This is a genomic window from Janthinobacterium sp. GW456P (assembly GCF_002127655.1).
Lineage (GTDB): Bacteria > Pseudomonadota > Gammaproteobacteria > Burkholderiales > Burkholderiaceae_D > Janthinobacterium.
This window is the reverse complement of the sequence record NZ_NEHB01000033.1, coordinates 1-20264: the sequence shown is the minus strand read 5'-3', so window position 1 is coordinate 20264 and position 20264 is coordinate 1. Positions and strand designations below refer to the sequence as shown.

The window sequence follows — 20264 nt, the reverse complement described above, 5'->3', positions numbered from 1 at the left end:
AGAAACGGCGCAAAACTACTTACTTGGCGGCCTTCCTCGCCGCGTATTGCTGGTAGCCATTCGCGCGCAGGGCGCAAGCGGGGCAAGTGCCGCAGCCATAGCCCCAGTCGTGCAGCTCGCCGCGCTCGCCCAGGTAGCAGGTGTGGGTGCCGCTGCGGATCAGGTCGACCAGCGGCTGGCCGCCCAGGTCTTCCGCCAGGTCCCAGCTTTGCGCCTTGTCCAGCCACATCAGCGGCGTTTCCAGTTTTAAACGCGTGTCCATGCCCAGGTTCAGCGCCACTTGCAGCGCTTTCATCGTGTCGTCGCGGCAATCCGGGTAGCCCGAGAAATCCGTCTCGCACATGCCGCCGACCAGCACCGTCAAGCCGCGGCGGTACGCCACGGTGGCGGCCACCGTCATGAACAGCAAGTTACGGCCGGGCACGAAGGTATTCGGCAAGCCGTTTTCCTGCATGACGATCTCGACGTTCTGCGTCATGGCCGTATCGGAAATGGCGGAAATCAACGACAGGTCGATCATGTGGTCCTGGCCCAGGCGGCTGTCCCACTCGGGCGACTGCCGGCGCATCTGTTCCAGCACGCCGGGACGCACGGTCAGTTCGATCGCATGGCGCTGGCCATAATCAAAGCCGATGGTTTCCACGCGACTATAGTGCTTGAGAGCCCAGGCCAGGCAGGTGGTGGAATCTTGTCCACCGCTAAAGAGCACCAGTGCGGAGTCCGTTGCTAGCATAATTTCTTTCTTTTCAGTTTGATTCTGTTCGAATTGTGCGCGGAGAAACATGATTCCCAGCGCAAAAAATACTTATTCGTCCGCCATCAGTTTACCTATTCCGGTAACATGCAGTCAGCATTTACTTATCTGGAGCACCATGTTTTCTGCACGACCCATACGGCATACGGCTGCCGGCAAGGCGATACGACCACGAATTTTGGCACAAGTAGTGACAAAAGCAATGGGTCAACTGATACTGGCGGGCGCCGGCAGTGTCATCTCGCTGTTTCCCATCGCCCATGCCGGCGCGCAGGAGGGTACGCAAGAACGCACGCAAGATGCCGTTGCGGACAGCCCCGCCACGGACACGGCGCCCGCCCCGCTGCAGTACGAGGTCAAGGTGAACGCACCCGGCGACCTCGATGAGCTGCTGGAAAAAAACCTGGACCTGGAACGCTTCCGCGGCAACCCGCGCATGGACCGCGAACAATTGCAGCGCCTCGTGCGCGATACGCCCGAGCAAGCCAAAAACCTCATCGCCACGGCCGGCTACTACACGCCCGTCGTCACGGTGCGCGTCGACACGACGGGCGCCAAACCCCTCGTCATCGTCGACGTCGAGCCGGGCCAGCCCGTGACCGTCGACAAGGTCGAGCTGGAATTGCGCGGCTTCGATCCCACGCCGCCGCTGGCCGCTTCCGAACCCTACGATACGGAAGCCCTGAAACGCAGCTGGTCCCTGAAAACGGGCAGCGTGTTCCGCCAGGCGGAATGGGAATCGGCCAAGCGCGCCCTGCTGCGCGAAGTGGTGCAGACGCGCTATCCGCGCGCCCAGCTGGTCGATACGCAAGCCGTGGTCGACCCGGAAACGCACAAGGTCTCCTTGCTGGTGGTGCTCGACAGCGGCCCCGAGCTGCGCTTCGGCGAACTGCGCATCGAAGGCCTGAAGCGCTACGATGCCAGCATCATCCGCAACCTCGACAAGATACGCCCGGGCGACTATTACAGCGAATCGGCGCTGCAATCGTTCCAGGCGCGCCTGCAGGACACCGGTTACTTTGCCAGCGTGGAAGTCAGTGCCGACATGAGCAGCATCCTGGGCGAGCAGATCGAAGCGGGCCAGGAAAGCCAGCAAGCGGAAGCCGAAGGTGCCAGCGCCGGGGCCGCGCCCGAAGCCAGGCCCGTCAACCGCGGCCCCGCGCCGCAGCTGCCGCTGGTGGTGCGCGTGACGGAAAACAAGCAGCAGAACGTCAGCGCCGGTCTCGGTTTCAGTACGAATACGGGGAATCGCGCCCAGCTCAACTATGACAACCTGAACGTATGGGGCACGCGCTTCAAGAGCGCGCTCACCATGGAAACGAAGAAACAGGCGGCGCACGCCAATTTTTACTTTCCGACGACGGCGCGCGGCTACAACGACAGCGCGGGCGCCTCGTTCGAGCGCAGCGACATTTCCAATGAGATCACGGCCGTCACCACCATCTCGGCCAAGCGCAACTGGGGCGGCACCAACCTCGAGCGCAGCCTGACGTTCGAATTCCTCAGCGAAGACAAGACCGTCGTCGGCCTGGAACAGACGCGCAGCAAGAGCTTGCCGCTGACCTATGCCATCACCAAGCGCAGCCTCGACAGCCTGCTGTTTCCCACCAAGGGCTATGTCATCAATGCCCAGGTGGGCGGCGCCCTGCTGCCCCTGCTGACGGACGAGCGCTTCGTGCGCGTGGCCGGCAAGGCCGTGTATTACCGTCCGCTCGGTGAAAAAGGCGAGCTGATCGTGCGCGGCGAAATGGGCGCGCTGGGCTCGAAGGAAAAACGCGGCGTGCCGGCCGTCTACCTGTTCCGCGCGGGCGGCGACCAGTCGGTGCGCGGCTATGGCTACCAGGAACTGGGCGTGAAGGAAGGCGACGCCACCGTCGGCGGGCGCTACATGCTCACCGGCAGCGCCGAATACCAGTACTGGTTCAAGCCGAAGTGGGCGATTGCCGCCTTCTATGACGCCGGCAACGCGGCCGACACGGTCAAAGCGGCCATGACGCCGAAATCGGGCTATGGCCTGGGCGGGCGCTACAAGAGCCCCGTCGGTCCCATCAATGTCGACGTGGCATATGGCCACGCCGTCCACGCCTACCGTTTGCACTTCTCTCTGGGATTCACTTTCTGATGTCCGATATTACTACCGAGTCCCACGACGCCGCGCCGCCACCGCCGGCGAAAAAACCGCGCCGGGCGCTGCGCTACGCGCTGATCGCCGTCGCCAGCCTGGCCGTGCTGCTGGGCGGCGCCTTCTGGTTCCTTGGCCGCGAATCGACCTTGCAGATGCTGGTGCAAAAAGTGGCCAGCGCCAGCGGCGGCGAGATCGCCGTGTCGGGTGTGTCCGGCTCGCTGTACAACCGCATGCACCTGGGCCACGTCAGTTACCGCAGCAAGACGCAGCACATCCTGGCCGACAACATCGACATCAACTGGTCGCCATTCCAGTTCTTCTCGGAAGGCATCGCCATCAGCGAACTGCACGTGGCCAGCCTGTCCGTGGAAAGCACGGCGCCATCCGAGGAGCCGTCAAGCATGCCCGCCAGCCTGGCCGCGCCTTTTAAAATCGGCATTGCCGACGCGCGCCTGGACAAGGTAACGCTGGTGAGCGCGGGCGGCAACACGGTATTTGAAAAGATCCATTTCACCTTGTCTGGCGACAAGTCGCAATGGCAGCTGGCAGACGCCTCGGCCCTGACGCCGTTCGGCCAGGCCACGGCCAGCGCGACGATCGCCGCCACGCAGCCTTTCAAGCTCAGCGGCAAAGCGAGCTTGACGCAGCTCAATGCCGCCGCCGGCGAAAAACCGGCCGCCCTGGCGCTGCAGCTGGGCGGCGACCTGAATGTGCTGGACGTCACGGCCAAGGGCAGCGCGGGCGCGGCCACGGCCGATGCCCGGCTGGCGCTGGCGCCGTTCGACCCCGTCATCATCCTGCGCTCGGCCAGCATTCAGGGCCGCAACATCAATCCGGGCAAGTTCGACGCCACCTTGCCGCAGGCGGACCTGAGCCTGGAACTCGACGCCGCCATCGACACCCGGCCGACCAAGCAAACGGTGTCAGGCAAACTGGCTTTCCTCAACCACGCCACGCCGGGCCCCATCGACCAGCAAAAGCTGCCGCTGCGCCAGTTCGAGGCACGCCTGGGCGGCACCCTGACGGCCACCACCCTGGAGGCGGCCATCATCGATTTCGGCAACGCGGGCAAATTCACGGGCGGCGGCAAACTCAACCGCAACGCCGTCGATGGCCCTATCGGCAATGCGCAACTGACCTTGCACACGGACAAGATCGACTTGCAGCACATTTACAGCAGCATCAACAGCACGAAGATCGCCGGCGACATCGTGCTCGACAGCGACGGCAAGACGCAAACCCTGCGCGCCAGGCTCGGCGAAGCCAAACTGCGCCTGGACCTGGAAGCCACCCTGGCCGATTCACTCGTGCAATTGCACAAGGCCACCTTGCAGGCAGGCAAAAGCAATATCAACGCGACGGGCCAGATCCGCCTGAAGGACGAACAGCCCTTCAAGGCCGTGGCCAGCACCAGCCGCCTCAATCCCGCCGACTTCGGCGCCTTCCCCGTGGCCGACCTGAACCTCGACGTGCGCGCCAACGGCCACGTGGCTCCCAAGTGGCTGGCGAACGCGGACTTTACCGTGCGTCCCAGCAAGCTGCTCGACCAACCCTTGTCCGGCAAGGGCAAGCTGACGGCCGACGCGGCCCATTTCAGCGGCATCGACGTACAATTGGCACTGGGCAAGAACAACGTGACGGCCAAGGGCAACTTTGGCGGCGCCGGCGAAAAGCTCAACTGGAACGTCGATGCGCGCCAGCTTTCCGCCCTGCAGGGCGACCTGCTGGGCACGGTGCTGGCCAGCGGCGTGGTGCAGGGCACCTTGCAGCAGCCGCGCACGACATTCGTTGCCGACGCGAAAGGACTGGGCCTCACCAGCGGCAAGCGCCCCGCAGCGGACAGCGCCATCCACGCCAGCGGCGAAGTGGGCTTGACGGGGCCGAAGCAGCAGGCGGCATTGACCATGACGGGTTCCTTGCAAAAGATTAATCCGGCCGCGTTTGGCGCATCGCTGCCCAACGGCAACGTGAATGCGGATTTCAACGGCAACGGACGCTTGACGAGCGACTGGCAAGTGGCCCTCAACCTGGCCCTGCGCGAATCGACCCTGCAAAACGCCCCGCTGGCCGGCTACGCCAAGCTGTCGGCCAATGCGAAACGCATCGACAGCGTGGATACGGAATTGCGCCTGGGGCCAAACAGCCTGCTGGCCAAGGGCGCGCTGGGCGGCGCCACCGACCGGCTGACGTGGAAACTCGATGCGCCGCAACTGTCGACCCTGGGTCCCAAGTTTGCCGGCGTGCTGCATGCGGCCGGTTCCGTCTCGGGCAAGATGGACGCGCCCGCAGCGCAGCTGACGCTCGATGGCAAGGATCTGACCTTCTTTGGCGACCAGCAATTGAAAGCCGTGAAAGGCAGCGCCAGCGTGGGCGCCGGCCAGGGCGCGCTCGACCCCATGGTCAGCAGCCTGGAGATCACCGGCTACAGCACGCCCACCTTCAAGCTGGCCAGCGCCCGCCTGGGCACGACGGGCACGCGCGGCAGCCATACGGTCAGTTTGACGGCGCGCAATGACGATTTCGATGCCGCCGTGCAAATCCGCGGCAGCCAGAGCGGCGCCGCCTGGACGGGCACCGTCGACAGCCTGCAAAACAAGGGCCGCTATGCGCTCGTGCTGCAGGCACCCGTGCCCGTGAAAGTGGCGGGACCGGCCGGCAGCGGCGTGGCCGGCCTGGGCCAGCCGGAACAGATCAGCGTGGGCAACACCGTCATCAAATTGCCGGCAGGCAGCATCACCATGCAAAACCTGGTCAAGAACGGCCCCCGCTGGACCAGTTCCGGCCAGGCGGCCGGCGTAGCCCTGACCTATCTGGCGCAAGTGATTCCCTCGCTGCAAGCCAATGCGCGCAGCGACCTGACCCTGGGCGCGCAATGGTCGTTCGACATGCAGGTGCCGACGGCCGCGCAGAAAGATCCCAAGGCCCCCTCTTTGGCCGGCATGCTGCACATCTACCGCGAAAAAGGCGACGTGACGGTGGGCGTGGAACAGCCGCTGGCGCTGGGCTTGCGCACCTTCGATGCCCGCGTGGATGTCGCCAACCAGCAGCTGCGCCTGGCCGTGAAACTCGATGGCGCGCGCGCGGGCCAGAGCGATATCAATGCCACCGTGCACATGCTGAACGGGCGCATCAGCAACGACAGCGCCCTCTCGCTGACGGGCACCACCAATATCGATTCGTTGGCGTGGCTGGCCCCCCTGACGGGCCAGCCTGGCCTGGAACTGGGCGGCGCCTTGAAGGTGGCCCTGTCCGGCAGCGGCACCATTGGCGCACCGCAATTGAATGGCGACATCAACGGCAGCAAGCTGCTGCTGAACTGGGCCGACCAGGGCTTGAAATTGCGCAATGGCGTGCTGCAAGCCAAGCTGGCCGGCGATCAATTGCAATTGCAGCGTTTGAGTTTTGACGGCGGCGATGGCAAGGTGCAGGCGGATGGCTGGGTACGCTTTGCGAATGGCGAAGCGAGCCTGGAACTGAAACTGCTGGCCGACCGCCTGCAGGCGCTGTCGCGTCCCGACCGCACCCTGGTCCTGTCAGGCAACAGCACCCTGGTGCGCAACGACAAGCGCTTCAGCTTTGAGGGCAAGTTCAAGGCCAACCGCGCGCTGATCGAACTGGCGCCGCAGGATACCCCGACGCAAAGCAGCGACGTGGTGGTGCTGGGCAAGGAAGTCAAGGGCGGCAAGGAAGCGCCTTCGCTGCCCCTGAATATCGACCTCGAGTTTGACCTGGGCAATGCCTTCCACCTGCGCGGCATGGGCCTCGACGCGGATTTGGCCGGCAATGTGCGCGCCCGCGTCATCAACCGCGCCGCGCCGCGCGTGACGGGCAGCATCAAGGTCACCAACGGCCAGTACGCCGCGTATGGGCAGAAGCTGTCGATCGAACGGGGCTTGATCGCCTTCACGGGCGCCTACGACAACCCCTCGCTGAATATCCTGGCCGTGCGCAAGCGCCCCGAAGGCGAGGCGCTGTCGGAAACGAACGTGGAAGCGGGCGTGGAAGTGCGCGGCACGGCGCAGGCGCCGACGGCCAAGCTGGTGTCCACGCCGAGCGTGTCGGACAGCGACAAGCTGGCCTGGCTGATCCTCGGCCATGGCGCGGAAACGGCGGCCGGCGATGAAATGGCGCTCTTGACGACGGCCGCAGGCGCCCTCTTCGGCGGCTCCGGCGGCGGTTTGCAGGGCAAGCTGGCCAATTCGCTGGGCCTGGACGAAGTGGGACTGGCGCAGGCGAAGGGACTGGAAAGCACGGTCGTCACCGTCGGCAAGCGGTTGTCGTCGCGCGCCTACCTGACGTTCGAGCAAGGCACGAGCACGGCGACGAGCCTGGTCAAGCTGCGCTACAAACTGAACCGCCGCATCACCCTGCAATTCCAGACCGGCACGAACAATGCGCTGGACGTGTTGTATACGTGGGCGTTTGATTAGCGTGGCGGCCAACCATGTTGTCGGATTACGCGGGGCATGGCCCCGCTAATCCGACACCAGCAGAAACAGCAAAGGGCGCCTCGGCGCCCTTTTTCTTGCTCTGCCGCAAAGGCGATCTTACTCGGCCACGTCGAGGCCCCGCTCGATCATGCCTTCGACATACGCGCGCAGATACTGCTCCAGCGCGGGGCCGGACAGCACGTTGGCCGTCAGCGCGCCGTGGGGCGAGCCTTTCAGCACGCCGTCGTGGTACACGCGCGCAATCCAGGCCACGTCCGCGCCCTGGGTGTAATCGAGTTCATAGTCGAACGATTCTCCGCTGACTTTGCGTGTGTAGACTTCCTTGACAATTGCCATCTAAAACAGCCTTTCTTGACGAGTTTCACTGGGATGCGGGTGCGGCACGGGATCGTCCTGCGGCACCGGGTGCACGGGCCCCGGGTGGCGCCCGGGCGCTTCTTGCGGCTCCGGCGCCGGCATGGGTTCATCGACGGGCGCCGGGTCGGGCGCGCGGTGGGCATGGATGACGTTCATGGCTGGCCTCCCTGCAGACAAAAGAAGACCATACCACGAGATGCGCGCCGCCGCCCTTATTTGCCGGCCGGCTTGACGTCGGCGGCCGGCGGCGCCGCGTTCTTCACATATTTCTCCAGCCAGTTGTTGCTTTCATACAGCATCTGCATGATCGATTCGCGCGCGCGGTAGCCGTGGCTTTCGTTCGGCAGCATCACCAGGCGCGCCGTGCCGCCCAATCCCTTGACGGCCTGGAACATGCGCTCGCTCTGGATGGGGAAAGTGCCCGAATTGTTGTCCTGCTCGCCATGGATCATCAGCAGCGCATCCTTGATCTTGTCCGCGTAATTGAACGGCGACATGGCCTGGTAGACGGCCGGTGCCTGCCAGAACGGGCGCTCTTCCGCCTGGAAGCCGAACGGCGTCAGGGTGCGGTTGTAGGCGCCGCTGCGGGCGATGCCGGCGCGGAACAGCCGCGTGTGCGCCAGCAGATTGCCCGTCATGAAGGCGCCATACGAGTGGCCGCCGATGGCGATGCGGTTGCGGTCGGACACGCCACGGCGCACCACCTCGTCGACGGCCGCCTCGGCATCGGCCACCAGCTGCGGCAGATAGGTGTCGTTCGGTTCCTGCTCGCCGTTGCCGACGATGGGGAACGATGGATTGTCGAGCACGGCGTAGCCCATGGACAGGAAGGCGGCCGGGCCCCAGTAGCTGACGGCATTGAATTTGTACGGCGAGCCCTTGATCTGGCTGGCGGCGCTGGCCGTCTTGAATTCCTGCGGGTACGCCCACATCAGGGTCGGCAGCGGGCCGTCGCGTTTTACGTCATAGTTCGGCGGCAGCATCAAGGTCGCCGTCAAGTCGACACCGTCGGCGCGCTTGTAGCGGATCAGCTCTTTCTGCACGTCCTTCAGTTGCGGCAGCGGATGGGGGAAATGCGTGAGGGCCGTCAGCTGCGCGGCGCCCTGCTGTTTCAGGTTGCGCACATAATAATTCGGCTGCTCGGTCGGCGATTCGCGCGTCGACAGCAAGCGGCTGCCCTCCTCGTCCAGCACGGCCACCACGTTTTCATAGTAGGGCGCGGCGCTCTGGAACAGGCGCTGCTTCTCTTTCGTCGCCAGGTTCAGGCGGTCGATGAACGGGCGGTCGCCGTCCTTCGAGGCACCCTGGCCGTCGAGCAGGATGGCCCCGTCGGCGGCGATCAGCAGGCGCGGCAAGCCGGCGGCGTCCGCGCGCATGACGGGCTGGCCCGGATCGTTGTAGCGGTCTTCAAAGGAGCCGGCGTACACGAGGTCGCCAGGCGTGCCCGCCACGGCGGACAGCTGGTCCGGCTCGATGCGCCACTGCTTGACGGCGCGCGTCTTGTACCACGCTTCGCTGAGCAGGGCCAGGTCGCCGCGGCCCCAGGCCACGCCCGCGTAGCGCGAGGCCAGCCTGGCCAGCACGGCCGGCCTGGCGGTGAACGGCGCCGCCTGCATGTAGACGATGTCGCGGATTTCGGCCGCCCTGGCCGGATCGCCGCCGTCCTGCGCCTCGGCCCAGACCAGGGTGGCGGGCGCATCGACGCGCCAGCTGACGGAGCGCACGCCGGCCGACACGGCATCATTGCCTGGCGGCAGCCCTTCCTCCAGCGGCAGGGCCGCCAGCGCGTGTTCCACCTTGCCATTCAGGTCGCGCACGTCGATCTTGTGGGCGAAGTCGTGCGCCGGCACGATATACGAATACGGCCGCACGATGCTGGTCGTCAGCAGGTGCTTGCCATCGGGCGAGGCCGACACGCGCGAGAACTGGCCCGGCTGGCCGACGAGGCGCTGCTTGCCCGCCACGTCCAGCAAGGCCAGCTGCACGGTGATGTAGTGTTCGAACAGCTGCGCATCCTGTTCGTTTTTCAGCAGGTCGGGATAGGTGCGCAATTGCTTGACGCCACCGCCCGGCACGCTGTCCTGGATGGACGGGCCCGTCGGGATGCCGCTCGCCGCTGGCGCCGCGCCCAGCTTGGCCGGCTTCAGCTGCACCAGCAAGGTCTTGCTGTCTGGCATCCAGGAAAAGCCGCGGCCATACACGGTCGACAGCGCTTGATTGCCCAGCTTGCGCGCCGCCTTCGTCTGCACGTCGAGCAGCCACAGTTCCACGCCCGACTCCTTCACGCCCCTGGCGGGATCGGCAAAGGCGACGTGCGTAAACGCCAGGTAGCGCTGGTCGGGCGACCAGGCCAGGTCGGCGATACGGGGCGCCGCCGGCAGGCCGCTGACCTTGATTTCCTTCTGCGTATCAATGTCGAGCAAGCCCAGCCCCGTGTGGAAACTGAAGCGGCTGGCCGAATACGTGCGCGGATTGATGCGCAAGCCGGCCAGCTTCAGTTCCGGCTGCGCCACTTCGCTGATGCTGGGCAAGGATGGCGTGGGCAGCACGGCGGCCAGGTTGCGTTTCGGGCTCAGACTCAGGGTCGGCGCGCGCGGCGCATCGACGATGGCTTGCAGGGGCGCGGGCGGGGCTTGATACGCGCCATCTTGCGCCATGACCAGGGAAGACGAGGCCATCAAGCCGACAGTGATGGGCAGCAAAGGCAAACGAGTAGACATGGAACTCCAGTGGATGAAGGTGGTGACAACAAGCGAGCGCACCGCACCGCGCATGGCGGCGCTTTGTGACAGGGCATAGTGCGTTCATGCCAAGTAAATGTCAACCAGCAACTTTTGCTGTTTGACAAGCATCGCCGCCCGTCCCCATCTGGCTTACAATCGCTGTTTTACCCGTACCCGATTGCCTACATGGAAACCACTACCCTCGCCCTGCTGTTCCTGGTCCCGCTGCTGGTCTGGCGCATTTATTCGCGCCTGAAGAAACTGGTGGCGCGCCAGAAGTCGCAGCTGTGGCGGCACTGGAGCGTGGCGATCGCGTTTCCCGCGCTGCTGCTGTTCCTGGCGACGACGACGAAATTCGAGCTGCTGCCCCTGTCGAGCCTGGGCGCGGCCGCGCTGGCCGGCGGCTGGCTGGGCGTGCTGGGCCTGAAGCTGACGCGCTTCGAACAGGTGGGCAAGGATTTCTTTTTTACCCAGCACCGCTATCTGGGTCTGGCCATCACGATGCTGTTCATCGCCCGCTTGCTGTACCGCGGCATGGAAATTTACCTGAACACGCGCCTGGACGTGCCCGTGCCACCGCCGCCGTTCGGCCAGAGCCCGCTGACCATGGCCGCCTATGGCCTCGTCATCGGCTACTACGCCGTGTATGCGTGGGGCCTGGTGCGCTGGCGCCAGCGCAACAAGCCGCTGCAGGCGCCCGAGTAAGTCAAATCAGTCAATAGTACTGGCACAGGCCGGCGCACGTCGTCACCGACAGCGCCTGGCGGATCGCCGCCAGCGCCGGCGCCAGGACGGGATCGAGGTCCTTGTCCGCATCGGCCAGGCTGGTCAGCAGGCGCTCGCGCAAGGGCGGCGCCATCAGATTGGCATTCGCCGTGGCGTGCTGCGCCGCCGCTTCCAGCATCCGCTTCTTTTGCGCCACGCTCCAGAACGGCACCTGCACGAACTGCACCACGCTCGTGTAAACAACGGCCGTGTTCTTGCTGAACGCGCGTGCGCGCAGACGCTCGGGCCCGCTCACGGCATCGGCCGGCTGGGTGCTGAAATCCTGCTCCATCAGTGCAATCAGATGGCCATGGCAATGCATGCTGAAAGCAAACAAGGTGCTCATTTCATCGCCGTAATTGGCCAGGTTCCGCGTCACTTGCTCCCTGCGCGCCTGCTGCAATTCGGCGCCGGACAGCGGCAACGGCCACTCGAGGCCGTACGCATAGTATGTTTTTCCCAAACGCATGGCCTTTTCGCACACGGCCACGCTCTCGTTCACGTCCTGCAGCGCGGCGACGGGCGCCTGGAACAGGCGCGGACCGTCGGCGATCTGCGCAAACAGCTGTGCAACGGCAGGGTCGCCCAGGCGCGGCAAGCCGCTCTGCGGCGTCGCCTTGGCCATCAGCGCTTCCAGGCGGGTACTCGCTTGCTGGAAATCGGTATAGCTGTCGGCCCAGGCGGCGGGCGCCACGAGGATGGAGGAAAGGCAAAGCAGGCGACCGAAACGGCGCAACGGCGGGGAAATCGACAGGGACATGGGATCAGGAGAACGCTATTGGATAACTGGCAATTATAGGCAATCTATATCCATACTGCATCCAATCAGACGATGATCGCAACGCGCGGCCAGCGCGCCGCATAGTCCTTGCTGGCCACGCGCTGCGCATAACCATCGGCGCTGATGCGCGCCGGGTTGCGCCGCACCACCATGTCGAACAAGTCATCGAGGCCATGCGGCGCGATGATGCCGATCCCGCCGTCGGGCTGCAGCCAGATGCCGACCGAGGTGGCAAATTCGGGCCAGGTAGCGATGGCATCGTCGAGCGACAGCAGCGGCGGCACGGCATAGCCGAAATAGTCTTCGAACCACAGGTGCACGCGGGCCTGGTTGCACACTTCCCACGGTACGCCGGGCAGCACCGTTTCCAGACGCTGGCGCAGCCGCACCTCGCTTTGCGCAAGCATATCGTGCGCATCGAAATACGCCACGTCGACATCGCTCAATGCCGACGGTTGCGCGTAGCCGTGCAAGGCATCCCACACCAGCGTGCGCACGGCGCCGGCGCCGATGCAGCAATGGGGCAAGCCCAGCTGCGCCACGGCGTGCAGCGCCTGCATGCACCACGGCGTGGCGCGGGCGATGGCGCGCAGGCGCGCGGCCAACGCTTCCTGCGCACTCATTCCTATGGCCGGATCTGCGGCGCCACGCCGTCGTTGCTCACCGTGCCTTCGACATTGCCGAAGTACACGTCCAGGTCCTGCTTCGGATGGAAGTTCCGCAGCTTGACTTGCAAGGTGGTGGGATTAATTTTGGTAAACGTGCCGGGGAAGCACAGGCTGACCAGCTCGTCCGGCTTGCCCTTGATCAGGTTCAAGGTGAAGTCTTCGATGCCACTCTTCCAGGTGTTACCCGTCGTCAAAATGTACGAGACCCACACGGCATTGACGAAACCGCTTTCGCCCTGCTGGGCCGCCAGCCGGTTCCACGTCTTGTAGAAGGCCTTGTCGCCGCAGTATTTCTTTTCAAAGGTATTGCCATCGCCCAGGTAGGACGCGCCGGGGCCGGCCGCGACGAAGGGCGCATATTGATGACGCACGCGCACGACTTTACCGGCGGGGAATTTCTGCTGCCACAGGTAGATGACTTTTACGGTCCAGGCTGGCGCCCATTCCTCGTCGTACAGCTGGGCCAGCAAGCCCTCCTTGATCATGATCTTGCTCTGCGCGGCCGTCAGCGGCGCCACCTTCTTGTCGAAAGGCGTGTGCGAGGGGAAATACGCAATCTGCGCGTCCGACAAGCCCAGCTGGCGCAAGCGGGCCGTGACATCTTCGGCGCCCAGCTTGGCGACAAACGTGGTTTTGTAATCCTTGCGCTTGCCATCCACGTCGACCGTGAACTGCCGCGGCTGGCCATAATACGTGGGCGAGCCGTGGTAGCCGGACGAGTATTCGGGCAGAGGGAAGAAAATCGTCTCTTCCACATCCTTCGCCGATTCATTGAGGAATTCGTACTCGACCTTGATCAAGTCCGTGCTCACGCTGAGCACTTCCTTTTTCATGGCCACGGCATCGGTCTTGCCGAACAGGATGCCACCCGCGCTGACGGAACCGATGCCGTCGTTGGCCACGGCCGGCGCCGAACACGCCAGCGCCAGGGCCGCGGCCATAACCAGCTTGCGCACGCTCATCATGCCGCCTTGCCCGGCGCGGGATCGACCCTGCGCTGCAGCACGAAAATCGGTTGCGCCCATTGGGTATCCTTCTTTTTCTTACTGGTGATCAAGGTCAGCTCCGAGGGATCGTAGACGTCCGTATTGTGCGTCAACGGCGTCGTCATCAGGTATTGCGCTTCCGTGTTTTTCAGGAATTCGCCGACCAATTGAATGTTGCGGATATCGAGGTGGGCAAACGGTTCGTCGATGAAGACGAAGCCGCCGGAACCGTCTTCTGACTTCAGCAAGCCGATCAGCAGCACCAGCGACTTCATGACCTGCTGGCCGCCCGACGCTTCGCCGTCGTTCATGCCGATAACGCCCTTGCCATCGAACTTGAAACGCACGTGCAAGCCCGCCTGCGACAGCTGCACGTCGTCGTTTTCCAGGCGCACGGGGTCGGCATGCACTTCGATGCCGGCCAGTTCGCCCAGTTCCTTGATGTTCTTGCTGTAAGTCTTGATGGTGTAGCGCAGGCGCTCCATGTAGGCGCCGCGGGCATTGCCCGTCGCTTCTATGGCGCGGTTGTTCTGGTAGCGGCGCTCGTCCGTTTCCGACTGGCGGCCATGCAGCTGCTCCGACAGGCGGTGGTGCTGATCGATGACGGTGGCGTCGAGTTCCCAGTCGTCGCGCGCCAGGCTGTTTTGCAGGCTGGCCACGCGCAAGTCGACCTGGTGCGCATTCTGGTGCTCGGCCACGAGCGCTGCGCGGCGCGCCGGACGCTTCCAGCTTTTCGGCAAATGGCGCCACGCGTGGCGCAAGGCCAGCAAGGCGCGCGCATGCTCGGCGCGCTGCTCGATCTGCTTCTTGTAGCCGAGGCGCGAACCCGCTTCCGCTTCCGACAAAGCCAGGCGCGCGTTTTGCCACACGGTATCGGCACGCGTGCGCGCCACAGTGGCGTTCTTGGTCAGGTTTTGCAGCTCGCCCAGGCGGCCGCCCACTTCCAGGCGCTCTTCCTTGAGCGGCTTCGAATTGCGCAGCGCTTCGGCGAATTCTTCCTGGCGGGCACTGAGTTCCTTGGCCGCATCGACGCCGGCGATGCGCGCTTTCAAGGCGCCCACTTCGGCCGCCAGTTTCGAGATGGCCAGGGTCAGGGTGTCTTCCTGCCCTTCCAGGCCCGGCAGCGAGCGCAGCAGCGCTTCCAGGCGGCCGCTGCGGCCGGCCTGGCCGAAGCGGTAGCGCGACGCTTCCACGAACAAGGAGCGGCCGCCGCGGCGTTCGCGGTGGTAGGCCTCGGGCGTGATCCATTCCTCATGATTGCCCAGCTTGAAACCGGCCTCGACGGAATCGACCCTGGCAATGCGCGACAACTGCTCGATCAGCCAGCTGGGCACGGGCGCGGAAAATTTCACTACCGCCAGCAGGCTTTCGTCTTTCGCCACCGGCGCCGTGACCAGGTCGGGCACGATGAAGTGGCGGTAGCGCTCCTTCTCGGCCAAACGGTAGGCGGCAGCCGCATCCTTGGCCTTGTCGAGCAGGACCACCGAGGCGTAGCCGCCCAATATACCTTCGACGGCGCCCTGCCAGCGGCTGTCCGTCACTTCGACGATATCGGACAGCATCGCGTGGGAAATCCCCGCGTCGCGCAGCGCGCGGCGCATGCCGCGCACATTGTCCGGCTCCGGCATGGCCGTCTTGCCTTGCAGCGCCGCAATCGTCGCCTGCTCGGCCGTGATACGCGCCGACAGGGCGTCGCGCTGCTGGCGCTGGCGCAGCAGTTCCGCTTCCTTCTGTTCCAGCTGCGCCGCCACTTCGGCAATATCGCTGCCCGAGTCGGCCGCCAGCTTGTGCAGGCGGTCCTTCTGTTCCAGCAGGCTGTCCAGCGGTTTTAATTTTGCATTGATCAAGGACAAGCGGCTCTGCAGGCCGATCGATTCCTGCTCCAGCAAGGTTTCGTTCATCTGCGCGTCGGACAGGGCCTTGGCCTGCGCCGCCAGCGCATTGCGTTTATCGGTCAGCTGCTGGTCCGCCTGCGCCATTGGTTTACGCGCATCGCGCAATTGCCGGCTGGCGACGGCCGCTTTTTCGCGCGCCTCATGGTACTGCAGGCTGGGCAATACTTCTTCGAGCAGGTTGCGACGCTCTTTATGCAGGCCTTCCCACTGGTGGTAATTGGCCACGCGCAAGCGCAAGCCTTCCAGGTTGGTTTTCGACGCTTCCAGTTCCGTCTCGAAGCGTTTCAGTTCCACTTCCGTGTCGCGCTGGTGGCGCTTGGCCTCGTCGTAGGCATCGAGCACTTCCTTGTCGCCGAACACCTGGAACACCAGGTCGAGCAGCTGGCGCGGCGCGTATTCGCACAGTTTGTCCGTCTCGCCCTGCTCCAGCGCCAGCACTTTCGACATGGCCGGCGACAGGCCCGCATTGGCCAGGCGCTTGCGGTAGTTTTCCACGCCGAGCCAGTCGTTGGCGTCCGTGATGTCCTCGATCTGCACATTGCCCGGACGCATCAGATACTGGCGCTTCCAGTCGCCGCCATTTTTCTGGATCTGGCAAAACAGCGTTACTTCATCGTCGCTGAAGAAGCCGGAACTGCGGAACGGGCGGTTCGACAGCTGCTTGCCCACGTTCTTGTTGTCGACCACGGCGCGCAGCCAGGCCGTCTGCTGGCCCGAGTGGCGCGCATAATGTTTATAGGTGCGGCCCATCGAGCAGTCGAGGCCGAACAGGGTGCGCAAGGCATCGAGCAAGGTGGTCTTGCCCGAACCGTTCTGCCCCGCGATGGTGATGATCTTCGCGTCGAGCGGAATATTCTTGATGCGCTGCCAGTAATCCCAGTGCACCAGTTCAAGTGATTTGATATGAAACATGGGCGCTTTCAGTGAGGGAGGTCGGACGAATCGGCGTCGCCGGCGTCGGGCAGGTCGCCGAGGTCGGCGGACAAGTCAGCGTCGAGGTCGACGGCCACCAGGCGCGCCGGCGCGCGCTTGAACACGTCGGCCAGCGCGCCATTGATGATGCGCTCCTTCAAGACGTCCGTATCCATCATCAGGTCCAGCAGCGGGCCTTCCAGGATGACGTCGCCGCGCCGCTCGATGAAGCCCAGCTTGGCCAATGTGCCCAGGTTCATGTCCATGCGCGTCTTCTTGCCCAGCTTGTCGCCGAAGTCCGACAGCAGCGCCTTGTAGGAAATGCCGATCGACGCGTCTTCCGCGCGCGGCAGCGGCTTTTCCGTGCCGAACATGTCGTTCTGGTCGTCGTCCGCGTGCTGGTGCGTTTCCTGGCGTTCGCGCTTGGGCAGGATGATCTGCGCCCACAGCACCACCAGCAAGGCCACGCCATCGCGCGCCAAACCGAAATTATTGTTTTGCCACACGTCGCGCGCGCCGAAAATCTTCGGCTCGATGGTGCGCGTCAGGGCCAGCGTCACATGGTCGGCATACACGTTGTCGAGCAGCTTCAGGCCGCAGGCCAGCAGGCGCGCATCGATCTCGGCGCGGAACAGCTCGTCGGACAGCACGCGCTTGACGAGCTTGTCGTCGCGGCGCAGGGTTTGATGCGTGAGCAGGCGCGCAATCAGGATTTGGGAATCGTCATTCATCGGCTGTGCCGCTATCTAAATCAAGTGAAACATTCAGTGAAAGCGAGGCGATCGACATGGCCGCCACATGGGGGTCGGCCAGTTGGACCATCTCGTCGGTCGGTGTAAAGGTGATCGGCAGACGGGCCAGTTCGGCCGTCGAACCTTGCAAGCTCGCTTCGGACACGTCGCCGAGCAGCGGCAGCATCGAGGCACGGTAGGACGCCACGGCAAAGCTGGCCGGCAGCAGCGAATCCTGCACCGGTACGGACTTCGGCCCTTCCTCGCCGATGCTGGGGAAATTGCCCAGGCTGGCAAAGTTCGACAGGCGTTCGAGCAAATCATCGAGTTCAAGCTGCATGGCGGGACCGTCGCTGATGGTGGTGGGCGCATCCTCGCCGCTAGGCAGGCCCGTGTTGATGATGCCTGCCGCCCGTTCGGACAGCAGTTCCGTTTCGGCCACGTCGATCATCTCGGCCGGCGTGGAGAACAGGGGCACGACGGGCTGGTCGATGGCGCCTTCGGCCAGGCTGGCCAGGTCGTCGTGCAGCAGCAGCCAGCGCTTGATGTCGGTGGTCGACAGGCCCGACTGGCCCAGGTGCACGCGCTGGCGCTCGATCTGATTCAGGGCGCGCGAAAACATGCCCTGCATGTTGAGCAACTTGCTTTGTGCGCGGCCGATCGCCTGCGCCGCCTTGTGCGTGGCGCTGTCCGCGTTTTCATCGGAGGTGATGGCCACGAGGATCTCGGAACCCTTTTCCACCCAGTCGCAGGCCATGTTCCACTTCGCTTGCGCCGTGCGCAGCCGGAATTCGGAACCGGAAGCGATGGCGTCGGAAAACTCCTCCGTCAAGTCGACCAGGCGCCCCAGCAAATGCTGGAGTTGCTCGACCGACACGCCGCCCACGGCTTGCGCGCCCGCCACCTGCGACAGCAGGAAGCCCATTTCCGCCTCGTCTTCCGTCTGGCCCAGGCCCAGCAAGCTGTCGATGGCGGACAGCACATTGCGCGCCATGGGCGTGACGCGGTACACGCCCTGCTGCGCATCCCAGGCCAGCAACTGGTTCGAGCGCAGGCGCAGCAAGACCGTTTCCAGGCTTTCCGGCAACAGATACGCGAGCTTCGTATTGATATCGGCGCGCGTATAGGCGGACGTGGCCGCATCGGACGCGAGCTCGCGCAACACCAGCAGACGCACCAGCACGCCATCGAAACCGCCGTGGAACAGGGCCGTAAACACTTGCAGCAAGGGTTGCGCCCGCTTCAAATGGAAAACCTGTTCGATCTCGTCGGCCGAGATATTCGGCTGGAAATGCGCCTGCAAGGAATCGTGATGCTCTTGCTCTGTCTGATTTGCATCCGTAGCCACGGCTGCACTTGCCATTATATCAATCATTCTTTTCCGGATGAGTGTTCAGCGGGCGGCGCAGCGGGCCCTGGCAGCGCTGCGGCCTTAAAGGTACGCGGGGCGTCAGTATATCAGTTCTGACATGCAATTTAGCGCCTGGGAGGGGGCGCTGCGGACGCGGCGCAACACGGCGCCAACACCGTGCCGGGCCAGGCGGGCAAAACAGGCGAGCCAGCACGGCTCGCCTGGCGCCGAAAATTGGTGAGCACTTACTTCTTGACGATCTTCTGCAAGGTTTGCTCGACGTAATCGCCACCGTCCGCATCGGCGAACGTCACCTTGACGGGATACCATTCCAGCGACGGCGCCAGCCACAGGTCCACTTGCTGGCCCTTCTTGTCCGGCGGCGGCGCCTTGACCAGGTGGATGGCGGCGACCTCGCCCATGCCCGTGGCGACCGTCTCTTCCTTGACGACCTTGAAGGTCCACGGCTCGGCATCATGCGCACCGGCGACAAAAAACGCCCATTCCGAGCCGGGGACGAATTTCTCGGGCGCGGCGCGCGCCACGCTGGCCAGTTGCCAGACGGCGCTGTTGCGGTCCTGTTCGCCGCCTTTCAGCGGATAGCTTTCATCGCCCTCGCCAAACACGATGGTCTTGCTGTCGCGCTTGAAGGTGGTCGTCACGGCATCCTTGCGGAAGCGCTTTTCCACGAACTGGGCTGGCGCCAGACCGTAATCGTCGACCATGCCTTCGCTGCGCTGCTCAAGGATCTTGCCGAACAGGGCAGCCTTGGTTTCGGCCAGCAGCGAGTACTTGCCGTCGCCGGCGCGCCAGTTGCTGACCGATTCGCCGGACAGCGCAATGCCGCGCTGCCTGGCCTTGATCGAATACACGAGGTCGGCCGAGGGCGCAAGCTTGTACGGGCGCTTGATGACGGGGTGGTCCACGGGCGCGTCGGCCATGGCGGGAGACAAGGTGGCGGCCAGCACGCCGGCAGCCAGCAAATGTTTCAAGGTATTCAGAGTCATCATCTATTTTCCTGTAGTGTCATTGACGCGAATTTGGGTCACGGTTTGCGTCGTCAGCGCCCCGTTCGCTTCGGTATTGCGTATTTGTACCGGATACCATTGCATGGACGGCGCCAGCCAGATATCAAGCTGCGATGAATACGTGCCCGGCTTCGGCGGCCGGCGCAAATGCCAGGTCACCAGGCGGCCCATCTTGGTCTCGAGTTCTTCCTCGCCCACCAGCTGGAAGCGGAACACGGTCGCTTCCTTTTCCTCGCCGACAAGGATGTCGATATTGCCCGCCAGCTGGTTGACGTCGGCGCGGCCGATGGCGGCCAGCTGGAACGGCACGGTCGCCTTGTCCTGCGCCCCCTCCTGCCATGGCGCCGTCGCCGTCGTGGCCGAAAACGTGATGGCCTTGGCGTCGCGGTTGAAATGCGTGGCCGTTTGCGCGCGGCCCTTGCGTTTTTCCGTGGCCGTGACGGGCACGATGCCGCTGCCGTCGATCAGGCCCTCGCTGGTCAGCACCAGCAGGTTGATGCGCGTGATCAACATGCTCAGGCCCACTTCCAGCTTCAGCTGGTACGTGTCGCCCCGGTTGTCCCACGCCATCGCGGCCACGCCCTGCCACTTGGTGCCGTCGGCATCGCGCCGGTCCACGTGCAGGTCAAACTGGGCCGAGGCGGGCGCATTCGTCTTGTAGCGCCGCGCCTGCTCGACGGGCGGTGGCGGCGGGCTAGCCGGGGCCGGCACCTCCGCCACGGCGGGCGCGGGCGCCG

Annotated in this window: 15 protein-coding genes; 3 read left to right on the top strand and 12 right to left on the bottom strand. The window is 64.4% G+C overall.

Going from position 1 to position 20264, the window contains the following annotated elements; translation table 11 throughout:
* Window positions 1-19: 19 nt before the first annotated feature.
* Window positions 20-733: a 7-cyano-7-deazaguanine synthase QueC gene (gene queC, locus CBW66_RS23790; RefSeq protein WP_086140873.1), complete on the bottom strand. Its 714-nt coding sequence runs from the start codon at window positions 731-733 to the stop codon at window positions 20-22.
* Window positions 734-956: 223 nt separating this feature from the next.
* Between queC and CBW66_RS23785 the strand changes: the two genes are divergently transcribed.
* Window positions 957-2876 carry an autotransporter assembly complex family protein gene (locus tag CBW66_RS23785; protein WP_086140861.1) on the top strand — a complete coding sequence of 640 codons (1920 nt, stop codon included), beginning with the start codon at window positions 957-959 and terminating at the stop codon, window positions 2874-2876.
* Window positions 2876-7309, top strand: coding sequence for a translocation/assembly module TamB domain-containing protein (locus CBW66_RS23780; RefSeq protein WP_086140862.1), 4434 nt, complete (start codon window positions 2876-2878; stop codon window positions 7307-7309). The genes CBW66_RS23785 and CBW66_RS23780 overlap by 1 nt, the downstream gene beginning before the upstream one ends.
* Before the next feature lie 117 nt (window positions 7310-7426).
* On the opposite strand, the gene CBW66_RS23775 is transcribed toward CBW66_RS23780, so the two are convergent.
* Genes CBW66_RS23775 through CBW66_RS23770 form a run of 3 tightly spaced genes read right to left on the bottom strand, consistent with a single transcriptional unit; the run spans window position 7427 to window position 10407 of the window.
* On the bottom strand, window positions 7427-7666 hold the full coding sequence (locus CBW66_RS23775) for a hypothetical protein (RefSeq protein WP_034753464.1): 240 nt from the start codon (window positions 7664-7666) through the stop codon (window positions 7427-7429).
* Window positions 7667-7843 (bottom strand): hypothetical protein, encoded by a 177-nt coding sequence (locus CBW66_RS29100; protein WP_170933117.1) that lies wholly within the window; start codon window positions 7841-7843, stop codon window positions 7667-7669.
* A 56-nt stretch (window positions 7844-7899) separates the two neighbouring features.
* Window positions 7900-10407: a S9 family peptidase gene (locus tag CBW66_RS23770; protein ID WP_170933118.1), complete on the bottom strand. Its 2508-nt coding sequence runs from the start codon at window positions 10405-10407 to the stop codon at window positions 7900-7902.
* Between the two features lie 189 nt (window positions 10408-10596).
* Between CBW66_RS23770 and CBW66_RS23765 the strand changes: the two genes are divergently transcribed.
* On the top strand, window positions 10597-11115 hold the full coding sequence (locus CBW66_RS23765; protein WP_086140863.1) for a hypothetical protein: 519 nt from the start codon (window positions 10597-10599) through the stop codon (window positions 11113-11115).
* A gap of 10 nt (window positions 11116-11125) precedes the next feature.
* On the opposite strand, the gene CBW66_RS23760 is transcribed toward CBW66_RS23765, so the two are convergent.
* From CBW66_RS23760 to CBW66_RS23725, 8 genes are all read right to left on the bottom strand, one after another.
* Window positions 11126-11935: a hypothetical protein gene (locus CBW66_RS23760; protein ID WP_086140864.1), complete on the bottom strand. Its 810-nt coding sequence runs from the start codon at window positions 11933-11935 to the stop codon at window positions 11126-11128.
* Between the two features lie 65 nt (window positions 11936-12000).
* Window positions 12001-12579: a nucleotidyltransferase family protein gene (locus CBW66_RS23755; RefSeq protein ID WP_086140865.1), complete on the bottom strand. Its 579-nt coding sequence runs from the start codon at window positions 12577-12579 to the stop codon at window positions 12001-12003.
* Window positions 12580-12581: 2 nt separating this feature from the next.
* Window positions 12582-13589, bottom strand: coding sequence for a DUF4424 family protein (locus CBW66_RS23750; protein ID WP_170933119.1), 1008 nt, complete (start codon window positions 13587-13589; stop codon window positions 12582-12584).
* Window positions 13586-16417 (bottom strand): ATP-binding protein, encoded by a 2832-nt coding sequence (locus CBW66_RS23745; protein WP_086140867.1) that lies wholly within the window; start codon window positions 16415-16417, stop codon window positions 13586-13588. The genes CBW66_RS23750 and CBW66_RS23745 overlap by 4 nt, the downstream gene beginning before the upstream one ends.
* An 8-nt stretch (window positions 16418-16425) precedes the next feature.
* The gene (locus CBW66_RS23740) at window positions 16426-17148 is read right to left on the bottom strand and encodes a hypothetical protein (RefSeq protein ID WP_086140868.1); all 723 of its coding nucleotides are present in this window, start codon (window positions 17146-17148) and stop codon (window positions 16426-16428) included.
* Complete coding sequence (locus CBW66_RS23735) at window positions 17141-18511, bottom strand: hypothetical protein (RefSeq protein WP_086140869.1); 1371 nt, start codon at window positions 18509-18511, stop codon at window positions 17141-17143. Before CBW66_RS23735 ends, CBW66_RS23740 begins: the two co-directional genes overlap by 8 nt.
* Before the next feature lie 233 nt (window positions 18512-18744).
* Window positions 18745-19509, bottom strand: a complete 765-nt coding sequence (locus CBW66_RS23730; protein WP_086140870.1) for a DUF3108 domain-containing protein — start codon at window positions 19507-19509, stop codon at window positions 18745-18747.
* Window positions 19510-20264, bottom strand: a 755-nt coding sequence (locus tag CBW66_RS23725) for a DUF3108 domain-containing protein (protein WP_139843069.1), incomplete at its 5' end; no start/stop codon positions are given.